The sequence below is a fragment of the Bacillus songklensis genome (assembly GCF_042649685.1).
Taxonomy (GTDB): domain Bacteria; phylum Bacillota; class Bacilli; order Bacillales; family Bacillaceae_H; genus Bacillus_BA; species Bacillus_BA songklensis.
The window spans coordinates 213,422-236,079 of sequence record NZ_JBHRZT010000020.1 but is presented as its reverse complement, the minus strand read 5'-3'; the positions used below and the strand labels follow the sequence as shown (position 1 = coordinate 236,079).

Genomic DNA, 22,658 nt, shown 5'->3' with positions numbered 1-22,658 from the left:
AATGTTGCGAACAATATTAATCGCTGTCCTAGTAGTCGCAGGGGCAGGATTGGGATACTGGGGTTATCAAGAGCATCAAGAAAAAAATGCAGTGCTACAGCATGCGGAAAATAACTATCAGCGAGCGTTTCATGATTTAACATACGAAGTGGATTTATTGAACGATAAGATTGGTACGACACTTGCCATGAATTCGCGTGACCAGTTGTCACCTGCTCTTGCTGAAGTTTGGAGACTCACTTCAGAAGCTCACACTAACGTAGGGCAGCTGCCTTTAACGCTGCTTCCATTTAATAAAACAGAAGAGTTTTTGTCTAATATCGGAAATTTCAGTTATCGTACGGCAATTCGTGATTTAAGCAAAGAGCCGTTGAATGACCAGGAGTATAATACATTAAAGGCACTTTACAAAACATCTGGTGATATTCAAAATGAATTGAGAAAAGTACAGCATTTGGTTATCCAAAACAATTTGCGCTGGATGGATGTAGAGCTGGCGCTTGCTACAGGTGAAAAACAAGCGGATAACACGATTATCGACGGTTTTAAAACAGTAGAGAAAAATGTAGAAGGCTATGCAGAAACCGATTTCGGCCCAAGCTTTACAAGTGCTGAAAAACAGGACCGTGATTTCTCGCAGTTAAAGGGAAGAAAAGTCAATGAACAAGTTGCCAAAGAGGTAGCAAAGTCATTCTTAAGCCTAAAAGGAAATGAAAACATTCGGGTGACTAAAAGTGGAGATGGGTCTGATTATGGATTTTACAGTTTAACCATCACAGATCCAAAGACCAAGCAAAAAACATACATGGATGTGACCGAAAAGGGCGGTTATCCAATCTGGGTTATCCAAAATAAAGAAATCAAAAAGCAAAACATCAGTTTAAATGAAGCAATGTTGAATGCAAAGAAATTCCTTAAAAAACATCGGTTTGAGAGCTTGGAACTGTATGAGAGTACTCAATACGACAACACTGGGGTGTTTACGTTTGTGGGTACACAAGATGGAGTCCGTATTTACCCCGATTCCGTCAGAATGAAAATATCGCTTGAGGATGGTAAAGTCATTGGATTTTCTGCCCGCGATTTTCTCATGGCCCACAAGATGCGGAAGATACCAAAACCGATTCTTTCCAAAGACCAAGCAAAAAATAAAATCAATCGCAAGGTAAAAATCATGGAAGACCGACTGGCCATCATTACAAACGATTTAAAAGAAGAAGTATTATGTTATGAATTTTTAGGGGTTATCGGTAATGATACGTACCGCATTTTCATCAATGCCCAAAATGGCTACGAAGAAAAAGTAGAAAAGCTGCAAAATGCAGAGCAAGTATACGACCAGGTATAACGTGATGAACTGTCATCAAAATCCAAGAAAATCAACGGTTTCAGTGACGGTTCATCCCAGAAAAATAAATAATTGTCATCCTCGATTTCCTTAATGCTTCACTTCAATTTAAAAACATAGCGGATTTTTAGGGCTTATGGTTCAACATCTTTCATTTTCATGTTTATGAACCGAGCCTTTTTTTCTTGAAGAAATTACGATAAAATAGTGATTAAGAAAAAAGGTCTAGTAATAAAAGATTAGACAATGTTCAATTTTGATAAATCTACATAGAAGGTTAAAGGGAAGAGGGAACAAAATGATCAAAGAGGGGTTGCTGTTAAGACTTGAGCCTTTTGCGGAAGATATAGATGATAAGTTTAATAGTAAAGTGGTTGAGAGGGAAGACGATCGATTGTTTATCAGTTACCCGGTTAATGAAGAAACAGGAAAAACAACGTTTATGTTGGATGGCACTCAATTAAAAGTTTCGTTTATTGGAAAAGACAATGTCATATATTCGTTCCAATCAGAGGTTATCGGACGGGCCAAAAAAACGTTTCCGGTCCTTGCCTTGCGATATCCCGGCGATAAGAGAGTCATACGTATACAAAGGCGCCAGTATGTAAGGGTTCCAGCTTCTATAAGTATTGCCATTCACCCTTTAGAGTACAACTTTGAGCCCTTTGTCACGGTTACGGAAGATATAAGTGCGGGGGGAATTGCTGCTATTGTGAATCACCCTGTCCATATACCTTCAAATGTTAAAGTGAATGTATGGCTGACGCTTCCTATGCATTCCAATGAAATGAATTATCTTCAGTTGCAGGCGAGGGTCGTTAGATTGGATCAAAAGAGTGAGAATAAATTAGGAAAACTATCTTTGCAGTTTTTAGACATGGATGAGCGTGATCAAGACAGAATCATTCGCTTTGTTTTTGAACAGCAATTTGAATTAAAACGAAAAGGGTTATTGTAGGAGTTATTTTCCAATGAGTTGAGTTATGTGGAGAATTTACGCTAATTTTGGATTTGTTCATATGAAATGGAGATGCCGCGTGAATGAGTTCAAAATAGTAAAAGTTCACATGGCTCTTTAGCCAAGCTATAGAATAAAACCCACTTTTTATAAGCATACTGTTTAGTAAATGAAGGGTGAGGTTTTATGAAGAGTATTGAAAGAATTTTAATAAAATTAGCGATTATCCAGTTTATCTTTTTGCTCATTGCACAGATTGTGCTTTTATACAGTGACTATGGCTCCTATTTTTCTAAGATTATTCAATATGAGGGCGTTACAAAAAATAATTTCAGTAAAATCATTGAAACATTCGACCAGTAAAAAGACGTATGCTAAAATAAAGTTAACTATATTTTTAGGAGGAAAGAGGCAGGATGAAACCTGCTCTTTTTTTCGTCAATGCTAAATTTTTTTGATTGTCATATATTACAAGGAGGATTTATGAACAAGCCAATTTCTATTGCCATTGATGGACCGGCGGCTGCGGGAAAAAGCACCGTTGCCAAAATCATTGCGGAAAAACTTTCTTATATTTATGTAGATACAGGAGCGATGTATCGTGCCCTGACGTATAAAGCAAAAAAAAACCACATAGATTTACAAAATGAAGAGGCTTTATTGCAGCTTCTTCAAAAGACTAATATCGAGCTGCGCCCTTCAGAAAAAGGGCAGCTTGTGTTGGTGGATGGAAAGGATGTGACGGAGGCTATCCGTTCCAGTGAAGTCACCAATTCTGTATCCGTTGCAGCTAAGCATAGAACCGTAAGAAAAGAAATGGTAGCCCGACAGCGCCGTTTTGCCGTGAACGGAGGAGTTGTGATGGATGGGCGGGATATCGGTACACATGTGCTGCCTGATGCAGAAGTAAAAGTATTTTTGCGAGCTTCCGTGGATGAGAGAGCGAAACGTCGTCATGAAGAAAACCTTGCAAAGGGTTTCGATTCCGATCTGGAAACGCTAAAACAAGAAATTGCTGCAAGAGACAAACTTGATTCCGAGCGTGAAATTGCACCGTTAAAAAAAGCCGATGATGCTGTAGAAATTGATACAACTTCGCTGACCATTGAGCAAGTGGTGGATAAAATCATTTCATTAGTAGATGAGAGGGTTTAATTAAAATGGCTGATCTCTATAATGTTGGAAAAAATTTGTGCCGGGCTATCCTTGGGCCGCTTTATCGTGTGGAAGTACATGGTCGTGAAAATGTGCCAAAAGAAGGGGCAGTGCTTCTTTGCTCCAACCATATCAGCAATCTGGATCCACCTATTGTGGGTATGATGTTTCCAAGACCGGTTGCGTTCATGGCAAAAGAAGAATTATTTTCGGCGCCTATTATCAAACATATCTTGCCGCATTTAAAGGCATTTCCCGTTAAACGCGGAATGAGCGACCGGGATGCTCTTCGGAAGGCACTTGCTGTTTTAAAAGAAGGAGAAGTGCTCGGTCTCTTTCCGGAGGGGACAAGAAGCAAAGATGGAAAACTTGGGAAGGGAATGGCAGGAGCAGGTTTTTTTGCTCTCCGATCCAATGCTGTTGTGGTGCCTTGTGCCGTCATTGGTCCATATAAGCCATTTGGTAAATTAAAGGTTGTATATGGAAAGCCGCTGGATATGGAAAAATACCGACAAGAAAAAGTATCAGCGGAAGAAGCGACAGCCATTATTATGAATCAAATTGCGGAATTAATAAAAAAATATCAATAGTTTCACACTTTTTCACTTGACAACAAGGGGTTATTTATTAGAAGTTAATAAAAAGAAGTTTTTTACATTCACTCCTTGGATGGATACAAAGAGCCAGTAGCAAAGGGCATGAATTCATGCTTTATATATACATATTGTAGGGGCTAAAGAAGGAGGATCAGACAATGGTAGAAGATATGAATCAAGTGGAAGTAAAGACGCTGCAAGTAGGAGATGTTGTGAGCGGCGTCGTGACAAAAGTAGAAGAAAAACAGGTGCTTGTAGAGTTACAAGGAAGTAAATTAGACGGTATTTTGCCAATCAGTGAACTATCTAGTTTACATATCGAAAAAGCAAGCGATGTAATCGAAGAGGGCGCGCAAGTAGAGGCGAAAGTAATTAAAGTAGAAGATGAAGCACTTATTTTATCAAAGCGTGCCGTAGATGCAGAAAAAGCATGGGAAGAATTAGAGCGAAAGCTTGACTCTGGCACAGTATTTGAAGCCGAAGTAAAGGATATCGTAAAAGGTGGTCTTGTAGTAGATATTGGGGTGCGCGGTTTCATTCCAGCATCACTTGTAGAAGCTCATTATGTAGAAGATTTTACAGATTATAAAGGAAAAACGTTAACTGTCAAAGTGGTAGAACTTGATCGTGAAAAGAATCGCGTTATCTTATCGCATCGTGCTGTTGTGGAAGAAGAAGCGGCGAACAAAAAACAGCAGGTTCTCGAATCTTTAGAGGCTGGTCAAGTGCTTGACGGTACCGTTCAGCGCTTAACGGATTTCGGTGTATTTGTAGATATCGGGGGAGTAGATGGATTAGTCCATATTTCTCAATTATCTTATTCACATGTAAACAAACCTTCAGACGTTGTAGAAGAAGGTCAACAGGTAAAAGTGAAAGTGTTATCTGTAGACAAAGAAAACAGCCGTGTTTCACTTTCAATCAAAGATACGCTTGAAGGTCCCTGGTCTAATATTTCTTCTACAGTGAAAAAAGGAGATATTGTAGAAGGTACAGTAAAACGTCTTGTGTCTTTCGGTGCATTCGTTGAGGTAGCACCGGGCGTTGAAGGTCTTGTTCATATCTCCCACATTGCCAATAAACATATTGGAACTCCTCATGAAGTATTAGCAGAAGGGGATAAGGTTAAAGTAAAAGTATTAGATGTGAATGAGGCAGAACAGCGCATGTCATTGAGTATGCGTGAACTTGAAGAACAAGAACCTGAAGTAGATTACAGCGAGTATCAAAAGCAAGAGGATTCCGGCGGATTTCAACTTGGCGAAATGATTGGTGACAAATTAAAAAAATTAAAATAATGGTGATGATTCGTGAGTAGAGCACAACGTAAAATTGATCACATCCATCACGCCATCCAAACAGGTCAACATCGTTTACACGGATTCGACGACATTATATTTGTTCATAATAGTCTTCCGAATTGTGCGGTGAATGATGTTGATTTGCAAACAAAAATCGGCGAGCTTACATTAAGTTCGCCGATTTTTATCAATGCAATGACGGGCGGCGGCGGTCAGAAGACAGAAAAAATTAACCGTTTACTAGCACAGGCAGCCAATGAATGTCAAATTGCTATGGCGGTAGGTTCACAAATGGCGGCTCTTAGAGATCCGCTGGAAGCCTCCTCTTATAAAGTGGTGAGGAAAGAAAATCCGAAAGGTATCGTATTTGCCAATCTAGGAAGCGAAGCAACGGTTGAGCAGGCAGAGCAAGCAGTTGACATGCTGGAAGCTGACGCCATGCAAATCCATTTAAATGTCATTCAGGAATTGGTCATGCCGGAAGGAGATCGTGACTTTACAGGAGCATTAAAACATATCGAGCAAATCGTTCGGCGCTTGCCTGTTCCTGTCATTGTCAAAGAAGTGGGATTCGGTATGAGCCATGAAACGGTGATGCAATTAAAAAATGTAGGGGTCTCTATAGTCGATGCAGGTGGATATGGAGGTACCAATTTTTCTATGATCGAAAATGAGCGAAGACAAAGTCAGCTTTCCTTTTTCAATGAGTGGGGAATCACGACCGCTGCATCGCTTGGAGAGGTGTGCACCCGTCATTCAGATTTATATGTGATTGGCTCGGGCGGCATCCAAACATCAATGGATGTTGCCAAATCTATTGCTTTAGGGGCTTCTGCAGTAGCGATGGCTGGGCGATTATTGTCGGTTTTAATGAAAAAAGACCAAGAAGCGCTCATTGAGGAGATAAGAATGATCCATGAGGAATTGACGGTGATCATGGCCGCGCTTGGAGCAAAAAACATGGAAGATTTAAAATGTGTGCCTGTTGTCATTCGGGGGGAAACGCATCACTGGCTGCATGAGAGAGGTATTGATACGACAAGGTACAGCAGGAGAAATGGTACGTATCTAAACTAATTATTGATTTGTTAACAGATTACCTGGACCGTCATCAAAAATTTCATTTTGAGAGGCTTGCTATGACGGTTCACTTACAAGAGGGCGACTCAAAGGTATAAAAACATGCCTTTGAATCGCCCTCTGTTTTGAGTCTAGCGCTTAATTTCCCGCGCATCCTCCGGACTTTGAAGTCTTGTAGCTCCCGGGTAATGAAGTCCATGATCACGATCAGACTCCACTCGTCCCGATTTTTTCAATTTTTTCTCCTGACGGTCTTTCCCCATTTCAAACCCTCCTTTTTTATACCTGGCTTCACCTTATAGGTTCACGCATTAAATGTAGATTTATGCAGAAGAAAGACTATTTTATATGCGTTTGATACATAATGAAGGTAATAGGAGGTAAAAATATGGAAGGAATCTTTTTTTATTGGTTTGCCTGGATGGGGTGGATAGCCTCGACTTTTTTGATGAGCAAACAATCCATGCGCAGTTTCTACGCATCTGCATTATTGGTTTGTATCATGTTTTCGACAACTAGTTTACATATCGGGTCTTATACATTCAGCGGTACTTTTTTTTGTTTTCTTTTGTTTAGTTCTGTTTATATTGCTCTGTATAAACAGCTGTTTTCAGGATATTTGCTGCTGGCGAGTTTTATTACGATGATGGCGTATGCTGGTTTTTGTTTATTCGAGCTATTTGATCCTGTATGGATCTTCATTGATCGAAGGTGGGCAATGGGTTTTCTCATGCTTTATCTTATTTGCATGCTCGTTAAATCTGTTCAGGAGCGTATTGTTTGTTTAATCATTGGAATTTGTTATGGAGATTTCTTATTTTCCTATATTTTACATGACTCCCACATGTACTATACGATTGGCTCTTTGGCTTTCCTTGATATTGTAGCCATTTCATGTATGCTGATTTTGGTATGGGCGTTATTTGTTCAGCTTGCCCTTTATTTTGATTCTTATTTATTGAAATATGCAAAAAATAAGGCAAGTAAAATGAGGGTGTAAAATGCAGAAAGTAAAAATATGAATTGTCCAACCGATAAAACGGCTCAAAGATCGCTTGCTGATGATCTTTCCCAGAGAAAGACATTGTTACCAATCATGTTTTTTGATAAGATGGTAAGGTTAATGGACCCTCTCTTTTTATTAGAAAGAAGGGTTTTTATTTATCCCGCCCGTAAGAACCCGATTAACTCAAGCATAAGTATCGGAGACTAATGAAGTAATATCCGAGTTATGGCTAAAGATACTTATATCCTGTAAGCAATGCTGCTGCTCTGCGAGAATGGTTTTCCCGGCACATCCCGTGTGCCGGAGCTGGTAGACAGTCGATGGATGAAGAATGGGAATATGGTTTACATAAAACGGTTAGATAAAAAGGAGAGACGGTTATTATGCCAAAACCTGTTATAGCGATTGTAGGTCGACCGAATGTTGGAAAATCTACAATCTTCAATCGTATTGTTGGAGAAAGAGTTTCCATAGTTGAGGACTTGCCTGGTGTTACCCGTGACCGCATTTACAGTTCAGGCGAATGGTTAACACACGATTTTAACATTATTGATACGGGTGGAATCGATATTGGTGATGAGCCATTTTTGGAGCAAATACGCCAGCAGGCGGAAATTGCCATTGATGAAGCGGATGTCATTATTTTTCTTGTCAGCGGAAGAGAAGGTGTAACATCTGCTGATGAGGAAGTAGCCAAAATCTTATACCGTTCTAAAAAACCGGTCGTATTAGCGGTAAATAAAATTGATAATCCAGAAATGCGGGATATGATTTATGACTTTTATGCATTAGGTTTCGGAGAACCAATTCCAGTTTCAGGTTCCCATGGTCTTGGGATTGGAGATATGCTGGATGCGGCCGCTGCTCACTTTCCTAAGCAAGAAGACGATGAATATGATGAAGAGACCATTAGATTTTGTTTAATTGGACGCCCGAACGTTGGAAAATCATCGCTTGTAAACGCGATGTTAGGCGAAGAACGTGTTATTGTCAGTGATATTGCCGGTACGACAAGGGATGCCATTGATTCCACCTTTACAAAAGATGGACAAGATTATGTTATCATCGACACGGCGGGTATGCGAAAAAAAGGGAAAGTGTATGAGAGTACCGAAAAATATAGTGTACTGCGTGCTTTAAAAGCGATTGAGCGCTCTGATGTCGTCCTTGTCGTATTAAACGCAGAAGAAGGGATTATCGAACAAGATAAGCGCATTGCAGGGTATGCTCATGAAGCGGGAAAAGCGGTAGTGATTGTCGTAAACAAATGGGATGCTATTGAAAAAGATGAAAAAACAATGAAAGACTTCGAGCAAAGCATTCGTGACCATTTCTTGTTCCTTGATTATGCACCGGTTGTGTTTTTGTCGGCTAAAACAAAAAAACGCATTCACACCTTGCTGCCAATGATCAATATGGCAAGTGAAAACCATGCAATGCGTGTGCCGACGAACGTCATTAACGATGTAATTATGGATGCTGTAGCGATGAATCCGACACCAACTCATAAGGGCAACCGTTTGAAAATTTATTATGCAACTCAAGTGGCAGTTAAGCCGCCGACATTTGTTGTGTTCGTTAATGATCCAGAATTATTGCACTTCTCATACGAACGTTTCTTGGAAAATAGACTCCGTGATGCATTCGGATTTGAGGGGACACCAATCAAGATTTTTGCTCGACCTCGAAAATAAGAATAGGGATGTGAGACAAGATGGAACGTATAGCTGTGCTCGGTGCCGGCAGTTGGGGAACCGCCCTGGCATTTGTATTGGCGGATAACGGCCATGATGTGCGAATTTGGGGCCACCGAAATGAAGTGGTTCAAGAAATAAATGAACGACATACAAACTCGAAATATTTACCAGATGTCCAACTCCCGGACGGCATCAAAGGATATGGATTACTGGAGGAGGCAATTGAAGGTGTGGAAATCATCGTACTTGCCGTTCCCACGAAGGCTGTTCGTGAAGTATGTCATCAAATCAGTAAAGTAGGCAAACACCCTTATACCATCGTTCACGTTAGCAAAGGAATTGAGCCGGACACTCTTATGCGTATTTCCGAAATGATCGAAGAAGAAATATCTTCTTCCGTATTGAAAGATGTGGTCGTTTTATCAGGACCTAGTCATGCAGAAGAAGTAAGCCGTCGTCAACCGACAACGGTGACGGTTTCGTCCCGGAATATGAAGGCGGCAGAAAAGGTCCAAGATTTGTTTATCAACCAACAATATTTTCGCGTCTATACTAATCCGGACCTTGTAGGAGTAGAAATAGGCGGGGCTTTGAAAAATATTATCGCATTGGCTGCCGGTATTACGGACGGATTAGGATATGGTGATAACGCGAAAGCTGCTTTGATTACAAGAGGCTTGGCCGAGATGGCCCGAGTGGGGAGCGCGATGGGGGCCAATCCATTAACGTTTTCTGGTTTAACGGGAATTGGTGATTTAGTTGTAACATGCACAAGTGTTCACTCGCGAAATTGGCGGGCCGGCCATTTACTTGGAAAGGGTCATAAACTGGATGAAGTTTTGGCAAACATGGGAATGGTAGTAGAAGGAGTAGGAACCACAAAGGCTGCCTATCAACTTGCCCAAAAGCTGCAGGTGAAAATGCCGATTACCTCTGCTTTATACGATGTTTTGTTTAATGGCATTCATCCAAAGGATGCGGTCGATAAACTGATGTCACGTGGAAAAACGTATGAAATGGAAGATTTGGTGGATATTTTGGGAGACCGTATGTGTTAACAGGGGGCAGGCAGTTCTCGACTGCTTGTCTTTCTTTTTTTATCATGGTTAGAAAAAAGGACAGATAGGAAAGAATTTGGTGAATTGGTGATACAAAAAGGAGAAGAAGTGCATACGATACAATGTACGACAACATGAGTCGAACTGTTGGTGTATGGGATGTTTAGTTGATGCTGAAGCAAAGAAGCCCCCTTTGCTTCAGTTTTTTCGTGGTCATAATGTAGTAAACTATGAATTGTCTTTTTATATAAATCCAACTTCATCTTTCAACGCGAGTTCTTCTGTCTTATGCTATTCGCGATCCTTCTGTTCTAACATCGTAGATAGGTTGAAATAATTGGGCATGAATGCTTTTTGTTCATGTCCGTTTATTTATGTAGATTCAGATAATTTTAGCGCTTACAAATAACTTTCCTATGTTATAATGAGTGTCGGAAAAGGAGTTGAGAACATGTCGCCGGCATTAATGAAAATGTGGATTTCTTTTGGGTCTATGGGATTGATGTTTCTTGCAGTTATCTTTATTTATTTGAGCCGTTTTAAATTAAAAGGCTTCTTTAAGTTTTTAACCGCTCTTATTGCTTATTCGTGTATGATTGTTGCTGGAATTATTATTATTTTCGTTGTATTCAGCGGACCTGTTCAACAGTAATTTGCATAAGGTAGGAGTCAAAAATATGAAAAAATCGTTCATGCTGCTTGTCAGTTCCTTGATGATCGTTCTATTATCAGGCTGCTTGTATCCTAACGAAAAACTGGTAAAAAATCAGGTGGCTTACAAAGATCAACTGGCAGCTGTACAAACGGCAGTTAATCAATATCGTACAGACAGCGAGGGACTATTGCCAATCAAAACGCGCGATATGAATACGCCTATCTATCAAAAGTATCCAATTGATTTCAATAAGCTAGTCCCGAAATATATGCAAGAACCTCCGGGAACAGCTTTTGAAAATGGAGGAGTCTTTTCATATGTGTTGGTGGACGTAGAAACGAATCCAACCGTTAAGTTAATTGATTTAAGAATAGCGGAACAAATTCGCGATATCAAAATAAGAATGAAAGCTTACAAGTATCCCCCGTTTAAAGAGATGATCGCCAAAGGCATCTTTACGATCGATTACAAAAAAATCGGGTATGAAGAGGAACCATATGTTATAAGCCCATTCAGCGGGAAAAACTTGCCTCTTGTGATTAATCATAAGGGAGAAGTATTTGTTGATTATTCAATGGATTTATATGATCGTCTGCAAAAATACAAACGTACGTATAAGCCAGGGGAGGATATTCTTCCTTTACTCGTGCAAGATTCGGATTTTGTTCCGGCATACTCGCTTCCATATACGATTGATTCAAAAAAGAATGAACCTGTCTTTTTAGTACATTAAGAAAGTATAAACTAAAAACGAAGTGCCGGGCCGATGAAGCTGCCAGTTTTAAGTCAAAAATATAAGGGCGATTGTGCCCCTGACTTGGTTTTTACAGACTGGCTAACGGGCTGGTTTTCTTTAAAAAATAAGTCATGAACCCCTTCGCGCTGAAATACAATCAGAGAGAAGGGGTTTTTATTATGCAATTTAAGGGCCAAAACCATAAATCATTAAAATTTATTCCAGAAGTCATATTTTAATAGGACAACGTCATACACATATAGTGTCCTAATCTATCATGGCAATGGATACTATAATCCCATGAACTCTTAGATCGGAGGGAATCTCGTGGAAAAAGTCGATATTTTTAAAGATATTGCAGAACGAACTGGAGGAGACATATATTTAGGTGTGGTAGGTGCCGTACGAACAGGAAAATCTACCTTTATAAAAAAGTTTGTGGAACTTGTGGTATTACCGAATATTGAAAATGAGGCAGACCGTACAAGAACCCAAGATGAATTGCCGCAAAGTGCAGCAGGACGAACCATTATGACGACGGAACCGAAATTTGTTCCAAACCAAGCGGTGAACGTTCAAGTCGAAGATGGACTGCAAGTTAATATCCGTTTGGTCGACTGTGTAGGTTATACGGTTCCGGGAGCGAAAGGATATGAAGATGAAAATGGACCAAGAATGATCAATACACCTTGGTACGAAGAGCCAATACCGTTTCATGAAGCAGCTGAAATCGGTACAAGAAAGGTCATCCAAGAGCACTCTACCATCGGCGTGGTCATCACGACAGATGGATCCATCGGAGAAATTCCACGCCAGGACTATGTAGAGGCAGAAGAAAGGGTCATTGCCGAGTTAAAAGAAGTGGGTAAGCCGTTTATTATGATCGTAAACTCTGTGCACCCCCATAATCCGGAAACGGAAAAATTACGTGCGGAGCTAGTGGAAAAGTATGATATCCCAGTGCTTGCGATGAGTGTGGAAAGCATGCGCGAAAGCGATGTGTATAATGTTTTAAGAGAAGCGTTATTTGAATTCCCTGTACTTGAAGTGAATGTCAATCTACCAAGCTGGGTAATGGTATTAAAAGATCAGCATTGGTTGAGAGAAAGCTACCAAGAAGCTGTTCAGGAAACAGTGAAAGATATTAAGCGTTTGCGTGATGTCGACCGTGTGGTAGAACAATTCGGGGAATATGAGTTTATTGATAGTGCCAGGTTAGCGGGCATGATTATGGGGCAGGGAGTAGCGGAAATTGACCTTTATGCACCAGATGATCTATACGATCGAATTTTAAAAGAAGTAGTTGGTGTGGAAATCCGGGGACGCGATCATTTGCTTCAGCTTATGCAGGACTTTGCACATGCAAAGGCGGAATACGACCAGGTATCCGATGCGCTTAGGATGGTGAAGCAGACGGGATATGGTGTAGCTGCTCCTTCCCTTGCTGACATGAGCTTGGAAGAACCGGAAATCATTCGCCAAGGTTCTCGATTTGGTGTTCGTCTCAAAGCGGTTGCTCCTTCTATTCATATGATTAAAGTGGATGTCGAATCCGAATTTGCGCCAATTATCGGAACAGAAAAACAAAGTGAGGAGCTTGTCCGTTATTTAATGCAAGATTTTGAAGATGATCCGCTGTCCATTTGGAACTCAGATATCTTTGGACGTTCGTTGAGCTCCATTGTAAGGGAGGGGATACAGGGGAAATTATCTCTTATGCCGGAAAATGCGCGCTATAAGTTGAAGGAAACATTAGAGCGCATCATCAATGAAGGATCCGGCGGATTAATCGCCATCATTTTATAGGAAGACTCCTTTTATAAGGGGTCTTTTTTTAGCGTAATAGTAATGCCGAGATCTTTTATACATGGTTAGTTTGTCAGTTTCACTAGGAATTTTACAGATTATAACATTCGGTTTTTGAAAATGTAAAGTCGATGAAGTGAAAGAAAAGGGAAAAAAGAGCGTAAAAAGGGCATTTTCACATAGATTTAACTTGATATGGGCTTATGGTTATGTTAATCTTTTATCAGAAATTCATTGATATTAATAGTTTTTCCATATCTGGATAGGTTTTCCCCGGAAAACCGTTGAATTCTCGTTCAGAATCGTTTATGATAAGGCATATTAACAAAAAACGCTTGTTTTAATGTATAAGAATGACATAATTTGTGAAGAAATGAAAATACGAAGAATTACTAGATTCCCTTTACAAAAAGGTTTCTAGCTATTATAATACGATTTCTCTTTGGGAGGAGGTGAATGGCATGAACAAAACAGACTTAATCAATGCAGTTGCTGAAGCAAGTGAACTTTCTAAAAAGGACGCTACAAAAGCAGTTGATGCTGTTTTTGATACAATTTTAGATGCTTTAAAAGATGGTGATAAGGTGCAGCTTATCGGTTTTGGTAACTTCGAAGTACGCGAACGTGCTGCTCGCAAAGGACGTAATCCACAAACTGGTGATGAAATTGAAATCCCAGCAAGCAAAGTTCCTGCTTTCAAACCAGGTAAAGCATTAAAAGACGCTGTAAAATAATCTCTACATAGAATAAATTGGTTAAAACCAATTATTAAAAAGAGAGGAGAAAGGTCGCGCATTCAGCGGCCTTTCTTTTTTGCCTTTATATACGGCTTATGCTAGAATTTCTTTGAGTTATTTAACATAAGGTTATGAACTGGGGGACGCTACTATGTCATCTGTGAATAAAGAACAAATCGAACAGGCGGTAAGATTGATCCTGGAAGCAATCGGTGAAGACCCAAATCGCGAAGGATTATTAGATACACCAAAACGTGTTGCCAAAATGTATGAAGAAGTGTTTGCTGGGTTAAATGAAGACCCAAAAGAGCATTTCAAAACGGTATTTGGCGAAGATCACGAAGAGCTTGTCCTTGTAAAAGACATCCCTTTTTACTCCATGTGTGAGCATCATTTAGTGCCGTTTTACGGAAAAGCTCATGTTGCCTATATTCCAAAAGGCGGAAAAGTGACAGGATTAAGCAAACTTGCTCGTGCAGTAGAAGCTGTTGCCCGCAGACCACAGCTTCAAGAGCGCATCACTTCAACAATTGCTGATTCCATTGTCGAAACGTTAGAACCGCATGGTGTAATGGTTGTCGTGGAAGCCGAACACATGTGCATGACGATGCGCGGCGTGAAAAAGCCTGGCGCTATGACGGTTACGTCTGCTGTAAGAGGCGTGCTAGAGACAGATGCAGCAGCGCGTGCTGAAGTACTTTCTTTCATCAAATCATAATAGGGGGGCATCGTAATGTCATCAAACCAATCGAGTGATTTTATTGTAATCAAAGCTGTAGAAGATGGCGTGAACGTTATTGGTTTAACCAGAGGATCTGATACAAGATTTCATCATTCCGAGAAATTGGACAAAGGTGAAGTAATGATTGCGCAATTCACGGAGCATACTTCTGCCATTAAAGTAAGAGGAAAAGCGCTCATTCAAACTTCTCATGGAGAAGTGGAATCAGAATCTAAAAAATAAAGTGGCGGGGACAGCGGAAAGATTGTCATGTGATTCGCTGTCCTAGCTGATGCCTTTGTTGGATGTGAGCGGTCCCGTTGGGATGAAAATGTCAAAAGTTCGAACAAAACCTTTTTTGCCCTTTCAAATTAACACCCTTCCCTGTTCCAAAATGAATGATTTGGAAAAAGTATAAAATTTTAAAAGGCAAGGCTAGAATAGAGAAAATAATAGTTTTTTTAAAAGGCAGTTATGTTATAATTGACATTGTCTATTTGTTTGCAGCAAATGGGTGCATTGTAAGATGAAAGGGAGACAAGGGTGATGATTGTGCAAAACATCATTGATATCGTAGCTGAGATTAAAGAGCGGCTGCAAAGTGAATTAAATCATCCATATGTAAAAAAGTTTATTCATCATCCAATCATAGATGAAGACAAATTACTATACTTATGTTCCTTCATGCAACAAGCTTCAGTGAAAGAGGAGCAATTGAAAGTTTATGTCATTTCGGTCATGCTCGTTCAAATTGCACTTGATACCCATGATTTAGTCTCCACTGAACCTGTAATGAATGACCAACATCTTCTGCAAGAGAGGCAGCTGACGGTATTAGCTGGTGTTCACTACAGTAGTCTATACTATAATTATCTTTCCAAAAACGGTTTTCTTCAATTTATGAGTGAGACTGCATCTGCTATTAAGATGATCAATGTAGAGAAGATGAAATACTATAAGCAGGAGTTTCAATCTGTTGACGATATGATGAACAGCCTATTCACCATTGAAACAGCCTTGATTCAAAGCGTCTGTTCTTATTTTCACAATGAAGAGTGGAAGCGGCTATTGGCTCATGCCCTATTTATCAAAAGACTCATTCATGAGAAGATGGTTTATATAAATCATGGGACCTCTAGATTATTCGATTGGTTAAGAAGCTATTTGTCTATACATAAAGACGACCATCAAGATATACTGGAGATCGTAGAGCATTATATTAGCAAATCGAGAAAAATCATTGATGATTTGAATAGCTCCCTTCATTTTAATGAACAATTAAAAATGAATCTAAATCAATTAATAATGAGTACGTCAAACCACTGAAAAAAATAGTTGTGGAAGAAGGAAAAATGATGCAGCAATCAAAAGAAGAACGAGTTCATGGAGTTTTTGAGAAAATTTACGAAAACTACGATAAAATGAATTCGGTGATCAGTTTTCAGCGTCACGTAGCGTGGAGAAAAGATACCATGAAGCGAATGAACGTTCAAAAAGGGGCAAAAGCCCTTGATGTTTGCTGTGGTACGGCGGATTGGACGATCGCTCTTGCTGATGCGGTCGGGAAAGACGGTCATGTGACTGGGCTTGATTTTAGTCAAAATATGCTGAAGATTGGTCATCAAAAAGTAGAGGCGCACAAGTTATCAAATGTAAAGCTGGTGCATGGGAATGCCATGGAGTTGCCTTTTGAAGATAATTCATTTGATTATGTAACAATCGGATTTGGGTTGCGAAATGTTCCTGATTACATGCAAGTATTGCGTGAAATGTACCGAGTGGTGAAGCCGGGCGGTAAGGTCGTTTGTCTTGAGACTTCACAGCCTACTTTAATCGGTTATCGCCAGCTTTATTTGTTATATTTTAAATATTTCATGCCGCTGCTTGGAAGATTGCTGGCCAAAAGCTATGGTGAATATTCATGGCTTCAAGAGTCAGCTCGTGATTTCCCAGGAAGAAAAGAGTTAGCTGATATGTTCCGTCAAGCAGGCTTTAAACAAATAGAAGTAAAATCATATACCGGCGGGGTAGCGGCGATGCATTTAGGATATAAATAACCAATTATTTCTAGGTTGTAGGGAGCCTAACGTTGTCTAATTCAAAATCCCTATTTCGCATGTTTTCTCAAAATTCAACATAGTTTATTTGTTATGAAAGGTCATGTTTCTTATTGCGACCTTTCATCTTTTTATCCCGCCCATTAGAGCCTAATCGGTTCAACGGGTCACTAGCGGGAGATCAAGAAAACCCTTTGCTGATGGAGTTATATTTAATTGGCAGTCATTGGTGCCAATAGCGGAGAGCGAATATAAATAACAAGGTGAATGTAATGAAATTGAAAATGATGTACGGCTTTTTAAATTCAGATATTGCGCTCATTGAGAAAGAGTTGGAGCAGGCAATCCAAACCGATTATGCATTGATCAGTGAAACTTCTCTTCACTATTTACAAGCAGGGGGAAAGCGAATTCGTCCTGTGTTTGTGTTGTTATCGGGAAAGTTTGGCCATTATGATATCGAGATTATTAAAAATGTAGCTATTGCGCTCGAGCTAATTCATATGGCCTCGCTCGTTCATGACGATGTCATAGATGATGCGGACACAAGAAGAGGGAAGCCGACCATTAAGGCAAAATGGGATAATCGTATCGCAATGTATACAGGCGATTATGTTTTCGCGCGTTCTTTAGAATTAATGGCCAATATTCAAGATGTGAGGGCACATGAGATTTTGTCTAAAACCATTGTAGAAGTATGCTTGGGTGAAATTGAACAAATTAAAGATAAATATGATTTAAATCAGAACCTTCGCACTTATTTACGTCGTATTAAACGAAAAACGGCACTTTTGATTGCCGCCAGCTGTCAATTAGGAGCAATTGCTGCGGGGGCACCTGAAGCGGTACATAAGCGTTTATTCTGGTTTGGCTATAATGTGGGAATGGCCTTTCAAATTACGGATGACATTCTTGATTTTACTGCGTCTGCTGAACAACTCGGCAAACCGGCTGGAAGCGATTTGCTGCAAGGAAATATTACACTACCTGTTTTATATGCCATTCAGGATCCTGAAATGCGCAAAAAAATTGAGCAATTGTTCGAATCCGATCACCCTGAATATCATATCGACGAAGTGATTTCACATATAAAATCTTCCGGTTCCATTCAGCAATCATTTAAGATGAGCCAACGCTATTTGCAAAAAGCGTTAGTCCTGTTGGAAGAACTCCCATCCAATAAAGCGAAGAGTACACTACACAAAATTGCCGAATTTATTGGAAACCGTAAATTTTAAGGACGGGACGTTGTCAAAATACAAAAAGAATGTTAATATTTTTGTTGGATGTGATTACGCTTCCAATATACATACTTCGGGGGTGGAGAATTAAATGGAAAGAACATTTCTTATGGTCAAACCAGATGGAGTTCAACGAAATATTATCGGGGAAATCGTTTCCCGTTTCGAAAGAAAGGGCTTTCAATTAGTCGGGGCTAAATTAATGCAAATTTCACCAGAGTTAGCCCAGCAGCATTACGGCGAGCATAAAGAAAAGCCGTTTTTCGATAATCTTGTTAGCTTCATCACTTCAGGTCCTGTGTTTGCAATGGTATGGCAAGGAGACGATGTCATTGCAACAGCACGTCAAATGATGGGAAAAACAAATCCGAAAGAAGCATTACCAGGTACTATTCGTGGAGACTATGGTTTAGTCGTAGATAAAAATATTATTCACGGATCGGATGCTCCTGAAAGTGCCGCGCGTGAAATCGGTCTTTTCTTTAAAGAGGAAGAGCTTGTAAGCTACGAAAAAGCAGTTAATAGCTGCATTTATTAAAAAATCTGCCCCGGATTTTGCCGGGGCAGATTTTTTATAGAAACAGGCTAAACTTTTGTATTAGGCGGGCGATATACTAATAAACCTTAATTTTGGATTTTATCATGTGCGGGGAGTATGGACAATGTCGAATGATTATCAAGACTTCGTTGGAAAAATAAAGCGAAAAACAGGAATAGATTTATCGCTCTACAAAGAAGCACAGATGAAAAGGAGGTTGATATCCCTTTACGAAAAAAAAGGATATCAGTCATTTTCTTCATTTTTCGATGCTATGAATCGGGACACGGACTTGTTTGCTGAGTTTTTGGATCGAATGACAATCAATGTGTCGGAATTTTATCGAAATGCAAAGCGATGGGAAGTGCTTGAAAAAAAGATTTTACCCAATATGGTTCGTGATAAACGAAAGTTGAAAGTGTGGAGTGCAGCATGTTCAACGGGAGAAGAACCGTATACGCTGGCCATGATTCTATCTTCTTTTTATCCTCTGTCCCAAATACATATATTAGCAACAGATATTGATGACAATGTCATTCAAAGAGCAAAGATCGGATTTTATAATGAAAGAGCGATGCAGGAAGTTCCACCGTATATAAAAGAAAAATATTTTACGAAAGAAGGCATGTTTTATAAAGTGTCCGACGAGATTAAACGCACGGTGACATTTAGAAAACATAATCTTCTTTCAGATCCGTTTGATCAGAATTTTGATCTTATTGTGTGCCGAAATGTTTTGATATACTTTACGGAAGAAGCAAAACATTTACTCTATCAAAAGTTTAGTAAAGCATTAACGAAAACAGGAATTTTCTTTATTGGGAGCACGGAACAAATCTTTAATCCTTCAACATATGGACTCGAAACAGAGGATCCCTTTTTTTATCGGAAAATGTGATACTTGAGAAAAAAATCACATTGTGAATATAATAGGGGAAAAGTATAAAAGAATTCATCGACAGGGTGGGTTCTTTTTGTACGTTCAGAAAGGATAAAGGGTCAACACTGAAGCCGATGCGAGGAAGCAGCCCATTTGAAGTGTGAAGTATAAGCGCAACTACGCCCCTGTCTTCACCTTTATAGCTCGTCAATTGGCGAGTTTTCTTTATATTTTTGTTCAGGATGCTGAAAAGAAAGTACCATGAAGAAAAAAAATGTGCTATATTCATACATAAAAGTAAAAACATTCAGATTTTATCGAGTGCATAATGAACGGAGGATAACAAATGAGATACTTAACGGCAGGGGAATCACACGGCCCTCAACTCACAACCATTTTAGAAGGAATTCCGGCAGGACTGCCTTTAACTGCGGAAGATATCAATGAAGATTTAGCGAGAAGGCAAAAAGGGCACGGACGCGGCAGACGAATGCAAATTGAAAAAGATAAAGTCCAAATTTTGAGTGGTGTTCGCCATGGTTATACGTTAGGCTCTCCTATCACACTTGTAGTGGAAAACAACGACTGGAAACATTGGACCAAAATTATGGGGATTGAACCGATTGCGGCAGACGAGATGGAAGAAGTAAAACGCAAGATTTCTCGCCCAAGACCGGGGCATGCCGATTTAAACGGGGCCATCAAATACGGTCATCGTGATATGCGCAACGTGCTAGAGCGTTCCTCGGCACGCGAAACGACAGTAAGGGTAGCGGCTGGAGCGGTAGCGAAAAAGTTGTTAGAGCAGCTCGGAATTAAAGTGGTCGGTCACGTTTTGGAAATTGGCGGAATTGAAGCGGCTTCTCCAATATATGAATCACTTGAGCAATTGGCAGCTGTTACAGAAGAGTCACCTGTCAGATGCTTTGATAAAGAAGCAGAACCGAAAATGATGCAAGCGATTGATGATGCCAAGCAAAACGGTGATTCCATTGGCGGAGTCGTAGAAGTGATCGTAGAAGGTATGCCCGTTGGAGTTGGCAGTTATGTGCAATATGATCGCAAATTGGATGCTAAAATCGCAGCTGCGATGATTAGCATCAATGCTTTCAAAGGTGTAGAATTTGGAATTGGCTTTGAAGCGGCAAGATTGCCGGGAAGCCAGGTGCATGATGAGATTTTATGGAATGAACAAGAAGGATATACAAGGAAAACGAACAACTTGGGCGGCTTTGAAGGCGGAATGACAAATGGAATGCCGATTGTCGTGCGAGGTGTCATGAAGCCGATTCCGACTCTATACAAGCCATTAAAGAGCGTGGATATTGAAACAAAAGAAGAGTTTGAAGCGAGTATCGAGCGTTCAGACAGCTGCGCTGTTCCGGCCGCAAGCGTTGTCGCCGAAGCGGTCGTGGCATGGGAAGTGGCCAATGCGATCGTTGAACAATTCGGGCAGGATCGTCTAGACTTGATTGCCGACAATGTTGAGAAGATGCGTGCATATGCGAGGGAATTTTAATGAAAACGATCAATATCCATACGTCTTCTAAAACATATCCACTATTCCTTGGTGCCTCCATGTTGGGGGAACTGCCACGCATAGTGTTGGACATCAAGCCGAATGTAACCAAAGTAATGGTCATTACAGATGAAGCGGTACATCGTCATTATGGATCAAAAATGATGGATGTTTTATCGCAAGCTTTTCCGACATGCTTATATGTCATACCGAGCGGAGAGCAAGCTAAATCGTTTGAACAGTTTTATCAATGTCATACATATGCCCTTGAACAGCAACTGGACCGCCATTCCATTATTATTGCTTTCGGGGGGGGAGTAGTCGGTGATTTGGCTGGTTTTGTTGCCGCCACTTATATGAGAGGCATCCCGTTTATTCAAGTCCCCACGACTTTGCTGGCTCATGATAGTGCGGTCGGCGGTAAAGTGGCCATCAACCATGAATTGGGGAAAAATATGATCGGGGCTTTTTATCAGCCTGAAGCGGTGTTTTATGATATGGATTTCCTGCAGTCTCTTCCACCAAAAGAATGGCTTTCAGGTTTTGCTGAGGTCATCAAGCATGCCCTGATCAGTGAATATAACTTCTATGATTGGCTGACGACACATATACATCGTATGACCGATTTAAAAGGTGAGCATTTGTCCTATGTCATTGAAAAAGGGATTTTGGTCAAAGCGGGCATCGTAGCGGAAGATGAGGCGGAAAAAGGGATACGTGCATTTTTAAACTTTGGCCACACACTCGGCCATGCTATTGAAGCAGCTTTAGGATACGGAAAAGTGACACATGGAGAAGCGGTTGTCATTGGAATGGTATTCGCTCTCAAGCTAAGCCGGAAAGTTCATCAGCTGGAGTTTGACCTTCAAGGCTTTTGCCAATGGCTTGAGCAATTGGGCTATGAGACGTCCATACCGGCTTCTTTATCACCGGCCATCCTGTTGGATAAAATGAAGGCAGATAAGAAAAATGAGGGAAGCTCAATTCGGATGGTATTGCTAAAGCAAGTAGGTGTGCCGACTGTAAATGAAGTGGAGAACGAGCTATTACTCACTTTATTGGAAGATGAAATAAAAGGAGGCTGAATCGTTGATTCGAGGAATTCGAGGAGCGACAACCGTACACAGAAATGATGGGGATGAAATAATAGCAGAAACGGAGAAATTGGTTCTTCAAATGATCGAGGCCAACCAGCTTGTGCCTGAGCAAGTGGCTTCTGTCCTTCTATCTGTCACAGACGATCTAAATGCGGCCTTTCCGGCAAAAGCGTTGCGCACCATTGAGGGGTGGGCGCACGTTCCGGTAATGTGTATGCGAGAAATTCCTGTGCCTGATTCACTTCCTAAATGCATTCGTGTCATGATGACGGTTAATGTAGACATTCCTCAAAAGGAAGTCAAACATATTTATTTAAGAGAGGCTGTTTCGCTAAGACCAGATTTTTCCTTGACAAGGGATGAAAATTCGTAATAGAATGAAAACAGTTGAGATTAATTTTTAGTTTAATGATATATAGTTGAGTTTAGGGTAGATGAGAATGAGAGAGTTGAGAAGAGGTTAGCTGAGTTT

The 22,658-nt window shown here is 40.3% G+C and carries 25 protein-coding genes; 24 read left to right on the top strand and 1 reads right to left on the bottom strand.

What is annotated here, in order from left to right; genetic code table 11:
- Nucleotide 1: 1 nt before the first annotated feature.
- From ypeB to fni, 7 genes are all read left to right on the top strand, one after another.
- Nucleotides 2-1,348, top strand: coding sequence for a germination protein YpeB (gene ypeB, locus ACFOU2_RS04180; protein ID WP_377912493.1), 1,347 nt, complete (start codon nt 2-4; stop codon nt 1,346-1,348).
- Nucleotides 1,349-1,646: 298 nt separating this feature from the next.
- A complete protein-coding gene (locus ACFOU2_RS04175; RefSeq protein WP_377912491.1) occupies nt 1,647-2,306 on the top strand; it encodes a flagellar brake protein in 660 nt (219 codons plus the stop codon).
- A 186-nt stretch (nt 2,307-2,492) separates the two neighbouring features.
- On the top strand, nt 2,493-2,669 hold the full coding sequence (locus tag ACFOU2_RS04170; RefSeq protein ID WP_377912489.1) for a YpfB family protein: 177 nt from the start codon (nt 2,493-2,495) through the stop codon (nt 2,667-2,669).
- A 120-nt stretch (nt 2,670-2,789) separates the two neighbouring features.
- A complete protein-coding gene (cmk, locus tag ACFOU2_RS04165) occupies nt 2,790-3,461 on the top strand; it encodes a (d)CMP kinase (protein WP_377912487.1) in 672 nt (223 codons plus the stop codon).
- Nucleotides 3,462-3,466: 5 nt separating this feature from the next.
- Complete coding sequence (locus ACFOU2_RS04160) at nt 3,467-4,051, top strand: lysophospholipid acyltransferase family protein (RefSeq protein WP_377912485.1); 585 nt, start codon at nt 3,467-3,469, stop codon at nt 4,049-4,051.
- 164 nt (nt 4,052-4,215) lie between these two features.
- Nucleotides 4,216-5,355 (top strand): 30S ribosomal protein S1, encoded by a 1,140-nt coding sequence (gene rpsA / locus ACFOU2_RS04155; RefSeq protein ID WP_377912483.1) that lies wholly within the window; start codon nt 4,216-4,218, stop codon nt 5,353-5,355.
- A 12-nt stretch (nt 5,356-5,367) separates the two neighbouring features.
- On the top strand, nt 5,368-6,435 hold the full coding sequence (gene fni / locus ACFOU2_RS04150) for a type 2 isopentenyl-diphosphate Delta-isomerase (RefSeq protein ID WP_377912481.1): 1,068 nt from the start codon (nt 5,368-5,370) through the stop codon (nt 6,433-6,435).
- A 134-nt stretch (nt 6,436-6,569) separates the two neighbouring features.
- Here the strand turns inward: fni and ACFOU2_RS04145 are convergent, their stop codons facing one another.
- Nucleotides 6,570-6,701, bottom strand: coding sequence for a YpzI family protein (locus ACFOU2_RS04145; protein ID WP_377912479.1), 132 nt, complete (start codon nt 6,699-6,701; stop codon nt 6,570-6,572).
- 125 nt (nt 6,702-6,826) lie between these two features.
- Here ACFOU2_RS04145 and ACFOU2_RS04140 point away from each other — a divergent pair, with 125 nt between their 5' ends.
- The 17 genes from ACFOU2_RS04140 (at nt 6,827) to aroH (ending at nt 22,559) form a co-directional block, all read left to right on the top strand.
- Nucleotides 6,827-7,438, top strand: a complete 612-nt coding sequence (locus ACFOU2_RS04140) for a YphA family membrane protein (RefSeq protein WP_377912477.1) — start codon at nt 6,827-6,829, stop codon at nt 7,436-7,438.
- 389 nt (nt 7,439-7,827) lie between these two features.
- The gene (der, locus tag ACFOU2_RS04135) at nt 7,828-9,138 is read left to right on the top strand and encodes a ribosome biogenesis GTPase Der (protein WP_377912475.1); all 1,311 of its coding nucleotides are present in this window, start codon (nt 7,828-7,830) and stop codon (nt 9,136-9,138) included.
- A 20-nt stretch (nt 9,139-9,158) separates the two neighbouring features.
- Nucleotides 9,159-10,199, top strand: a complete 1,041-nt coding sequence (locus ACFOU2_RS04130; protein WP_377912473.1) for an NAD(P)H-dependent glycerol-3-phosphate dehydrogenase — start codon at nt 9,159-9,161, stop codon at nt 10,197-10,199.
- A 451-nt stretch (nt 10,200-10,650) separates the two neighbouring features.
- Nucleotides 10,651-10,851, top strand: coding sequence for a DUF2768 domain-containing protein (locus tag ACFOU2_RS04125; protein ID WP_377912471.1), 201 nt, complete (start codon nt 10,651-10,653; stop codon nt 10,849-10,851).
- Between the two features lie 25 nt (nt 10,852-10,876).
- A complete protein-coding gene (locus tag ACFOU2_RS04120) occupies nt 10,877-11,587 on the top strand; it encodes a hypothetical protein (protein WP_377912469.1) in 711 nt (236 codons plus the stop codon).
- A 330-nt stretch (nt 11,588-11,917) separates the two neighbouring features.
- Nucleotides 11,918-13,396 carry a stage IV sporulation protein A gene (gene spoIVA, locus ACFOU2_RS04115; protein WP_377912467.1) on the top strand — a complete coding sequence of 493 codons (1,479 nt, stop codon included), beginning with the start codon at nt 11,918-11,920 and terminating at the stop codon, nt 13,394-13,396.
- A 461-nt stretch (nt 13,397-13,857) separates the two neighbouring features.
- Nucleotides 13,858-14,130, top strand: a complete 273-nt coding sequence (locus ACFOU2_RS04110) for an HU family DNA-binding protein (protein WP_034328581.1) — start codon at nt 13,858-13,860, stop codon at nt 14,128-14,130.
- A 154-nt stretch (nt 14,131-14,284) separates the two neighbouring features.
- Nucleotides 14,285-14,851, top strand: a complete 567-nt coding sequence (gene folE, locus ACFOU2_RS04105) for a GTP cyclohydrolase I FolE (protein ID WP_377912465.1) — start codon at nt 14,285-14,287, stop codon at nt 14,849-14,851.
- Between the two features lie 15 nt (nt 14,852-14,866).
- A complete protein-coding gene (gene mtrB / locus ACFOU2_RS04100) occupies nt 14,867-15,097 on the top strand; it encodes a trp RNA-binding attenuation protein MtrB (RefSeq protein WP_377912463.1) in 231 nt (76 codons plus the stop codon).
- 303 nt (nt 15,098-15,400) lie between these two features.
- Nucleotides 15,401-16,180: a heptaprenyl diphosphate synthase component 1 gene (locus ACFOU2_RS04095; RefSeq protein WP_377912461.1), complete on the top strand. Its 780-nt coding sequence runs from the start codon at nt 15,401-15,403 to the stop codon at nt 16,178-16,180.
- Nucleotides 16,181-16,209: 29 nt separating this feature from the next.
- On the top strand, nt 16,210-16,911 hold the full coding sequence (locus tag ACFOU2_RS04090) for a demethylmenaquinone methyltransferase (RefSeq protein ID WP_377912459.1): 702 nt from the start codon (nt 16,210-16,212) through the stop codon (nt 16,909-16,911).
- 272 nt (nt 16,912-17,183) lie between these two features.
- A complete protein-coding gene (gene hepT / locus ACFOU2_RS04085; RefSeq protein ID WP_377912457.1) occupies nt 17,184-18,149 on the top strand; it encodes a heptaprenyl diphosphate synthase component II in 966 nt (321 codons plus the stop codon).
- 94 nt (nt 18,150-18,243) lie between these two features.
- Nucleotides 18,244-18,690 carry a nucleoside-diphosphate kinase gene (ndk, locus tag ACFOU2_RS04080; RefSeq protein WP_377912455.1) on the top strand — a complete coding sequence of 149 codons (447 nt, stop codon included), beginning with the start codon at nt 18,244-18,246 and terminating at the stop codon, nt 18,688-18,690.
- A gap of 124 nt (nt 18,691-18,814) precedes the next feature.
- A complete protein-coding gene (locus tag ACFOU2_RS04075; protein WP_377912453.1) occupies nt 18,815-19,588 on the top strand; it encodes a CheR family methyltransferase in 774 nt (257 codons plus the stop codon).
- 328 nt (nt 19,589-19,916) lie between these two features.
- Nucleotides 19,917-21,089, top strand: coding sequence for a chorismate synthase (gene aroC / locus ACFOU2_RS04070; protein WP_377912451.1), 1,173 nt, complete (start codon nt 19,917-19,919; stop codon nt 21,087-21,089).
- Nucleotides 21,089-22,174 (top strand): 3-dehydroquinate synthase, encoded by a 1,086-nt coding sequence (aroB, locus tag ACFOU2_RS04065; RefSeq protein ID WP_377912449.1) that lies wholly within the window; start codon nt 21,089-21,091, stop codon nt 22,172-22,174. Before aroC ends, aroB begins: the two co-directional genes overlap by 1 nt.
- Nucleotides 22,175-22,178: 4 nt before the next feature.
- On the top strand, nt 22,179-22,559 hold the full coding sequence (gene aroH / locus ACFOU2_RS04060) for a chorismate mutase (RefSeq protein WP_377912447.1): 381 nt from the start codon (nt 22,179-22,181) through the stop codon (nt 22,557-22,559).
- Nucleotides 22,560-22,658: the final 99 nt, after the last annotated feature.

What these genes read in the sequence shown, in the direction of transcription:
- ypeB (WP_377912493.1), top strand. Translation starts at nt 2, where the DNA reads ATGTTGCGAACAATATTAATCGCTGTCCTAGTAGTCGCAGGGGCAGGA.
- ACFOU2_RS04175 (WP_377912491.1), top strand. Translation starts at nt 1,647, where the DNA reads ATGATCAAAGAGGGGTTGCTGTTAAGACTTGAGCCTTTTGCGGAAGAT.
- ACFOU2_RS04170 (WP_377912489.1), top strand. Translation starts at nt 2,493, where the DNA reads ATGAAGAGTATTGAAAGAATTTTAATAAAATTAGCGATTATCCAGTTT.
- cmk (WP_377912487.1), top strand. Translation starts at nt 2,790, where the DNA reads ATGAACAAGCCAATTTCTATTGCCATTGATGGACCGGCGGCTGCGGGA.
- ACFOU2_RS04160 (WP_377912485.1), top strand. Translation starts at nt 3,467, where the DNA reads ATGGCTGATCTCTATAATGTTGGAAAAAATTTGTGCCGGGCTATCCTT.
- rpsA (WP_377912483.1), top strand. Translation starts at nt 4,216, where the DNA reads ATGGTAGAAGATATGAATCAAGTGGAAGTAAAGACGCTGCAAGTAGGA.
- ACFOU2_RS04145 (WP_377912479.1), bottom strand. Translation starts at nt 6,701, where the DNA reads ATGGGGAAAGACCGTCAGGAGAAAAAATTGAAAAAATCGGGACGAGTG.
- ACFOU2_RS04140 (WP_377912477.1), top strand. Translation starts at nt 6,827, where the DNA reads ATGGAAGGAATCTTTTTTTATTGGTTTGCCTGGATGGGGTGGATAGCC.
- der (WP_377912475.1), top strand. Translation starts at nt 7,828, where the DNA reads ATGCCAAAACCTGTTATAGCGATTGTAGGTCGACCGAATGTTGGAAAA.
- ACFOU2_RS04130 (WP_377912473.1), top strand. Translation starts at nt 9,159, where the DNA reads ATGGAACGTATAGCTGTGCTCGGTGCCGGCAGTTGGGGAACCGCCCTG.
- ACFOU2_RS04125 (WP_377912471.1), top strand. Translation starts at nt 10,651, where the DNA reads ATGTCGCCGGCATTAATGAAAATGTGGATTTCTTTTGGGTCTATGGGA.
- ACFOU2_RS04120 (WP_377912469.1), top strand. Translation starts at nt 10,877, where the DNA reads ATGAAAAAATCGTTCATGCTGCTTGTCAGTTCCTTGATGATCGTTCTA.
- ACFOU2_RS04110 (WP_034328581.1), top strand. Translation starts at nt 13,858, where the DNA reads ATGAACAAAACAGACTTAATCAATGCAGTTGCTGAAGCAAGTGAACTT.
- folE (WP_377912465.1), top strand. Translation starts at nt 14,285, where the DNA reads ATGTCATCTGTGAATAAAGAACAAATCGAACAGGCGGTAAGATTGATC.
- mtrB (WP_377912463.1), top strand. Translation starts at nt 14,867, where the DNA reads ATGTCATCAAACCAATCGAGTGATTTTATTGTAATCAAAGCTGTAGAA.
- ACFOU2_RS04095 (WP_377912461.1), top strand. Translation starts at nt 15,401, where the DNA reads ATGATTGTGCAAAACATCATTGATATCGTAGCTGAGATTAAAGAGCGG.
- ACFOU2_RS04090 (WP_377912459.1), top strand. Translation starts at nt 16,210, where the DNA reads ATGCAGCAATCAAAAGAAGAACGAGTTCATGGAGTTTTTGAGAAAATT.
- hepT (WP_377912457.1), top strand. Translation starts at nt 17,184, where the DNA reads ATGAAATTGAAAATGATGTACGGCTTTTTAAATTCAGATATTGCGCTC.
- ndk (WP_377912455.1), top strand. Translation starts at nt 18,244, where the DNA reads ATGGAAAGAACATTTCTTATGGTCAAACCAGATGGAGTTCAACGAAAT.
- ACFOU2_RS04075 (WP_377912453.1), top strand. Translation starts at nt 18,815, where the DNA reads ATGTCGAATGATTATCAAGACTTCGTTGGAAAAATAAAGCGAAAAACA.
- aroC (WP_377912451.1), top strand. Translation starts at nt 19,917, where the DNA reads ATGAGATACTTAACGGCAGGGGAATCACACGGCCCTCAACTCACAACC.
- aroB (WP_377912449.1), top strand. Translation starts at nt 21,089, where the DNA reads ATGAAAACGATCAATATCCATACGTCTTCTAAAACATATCCACTATTC.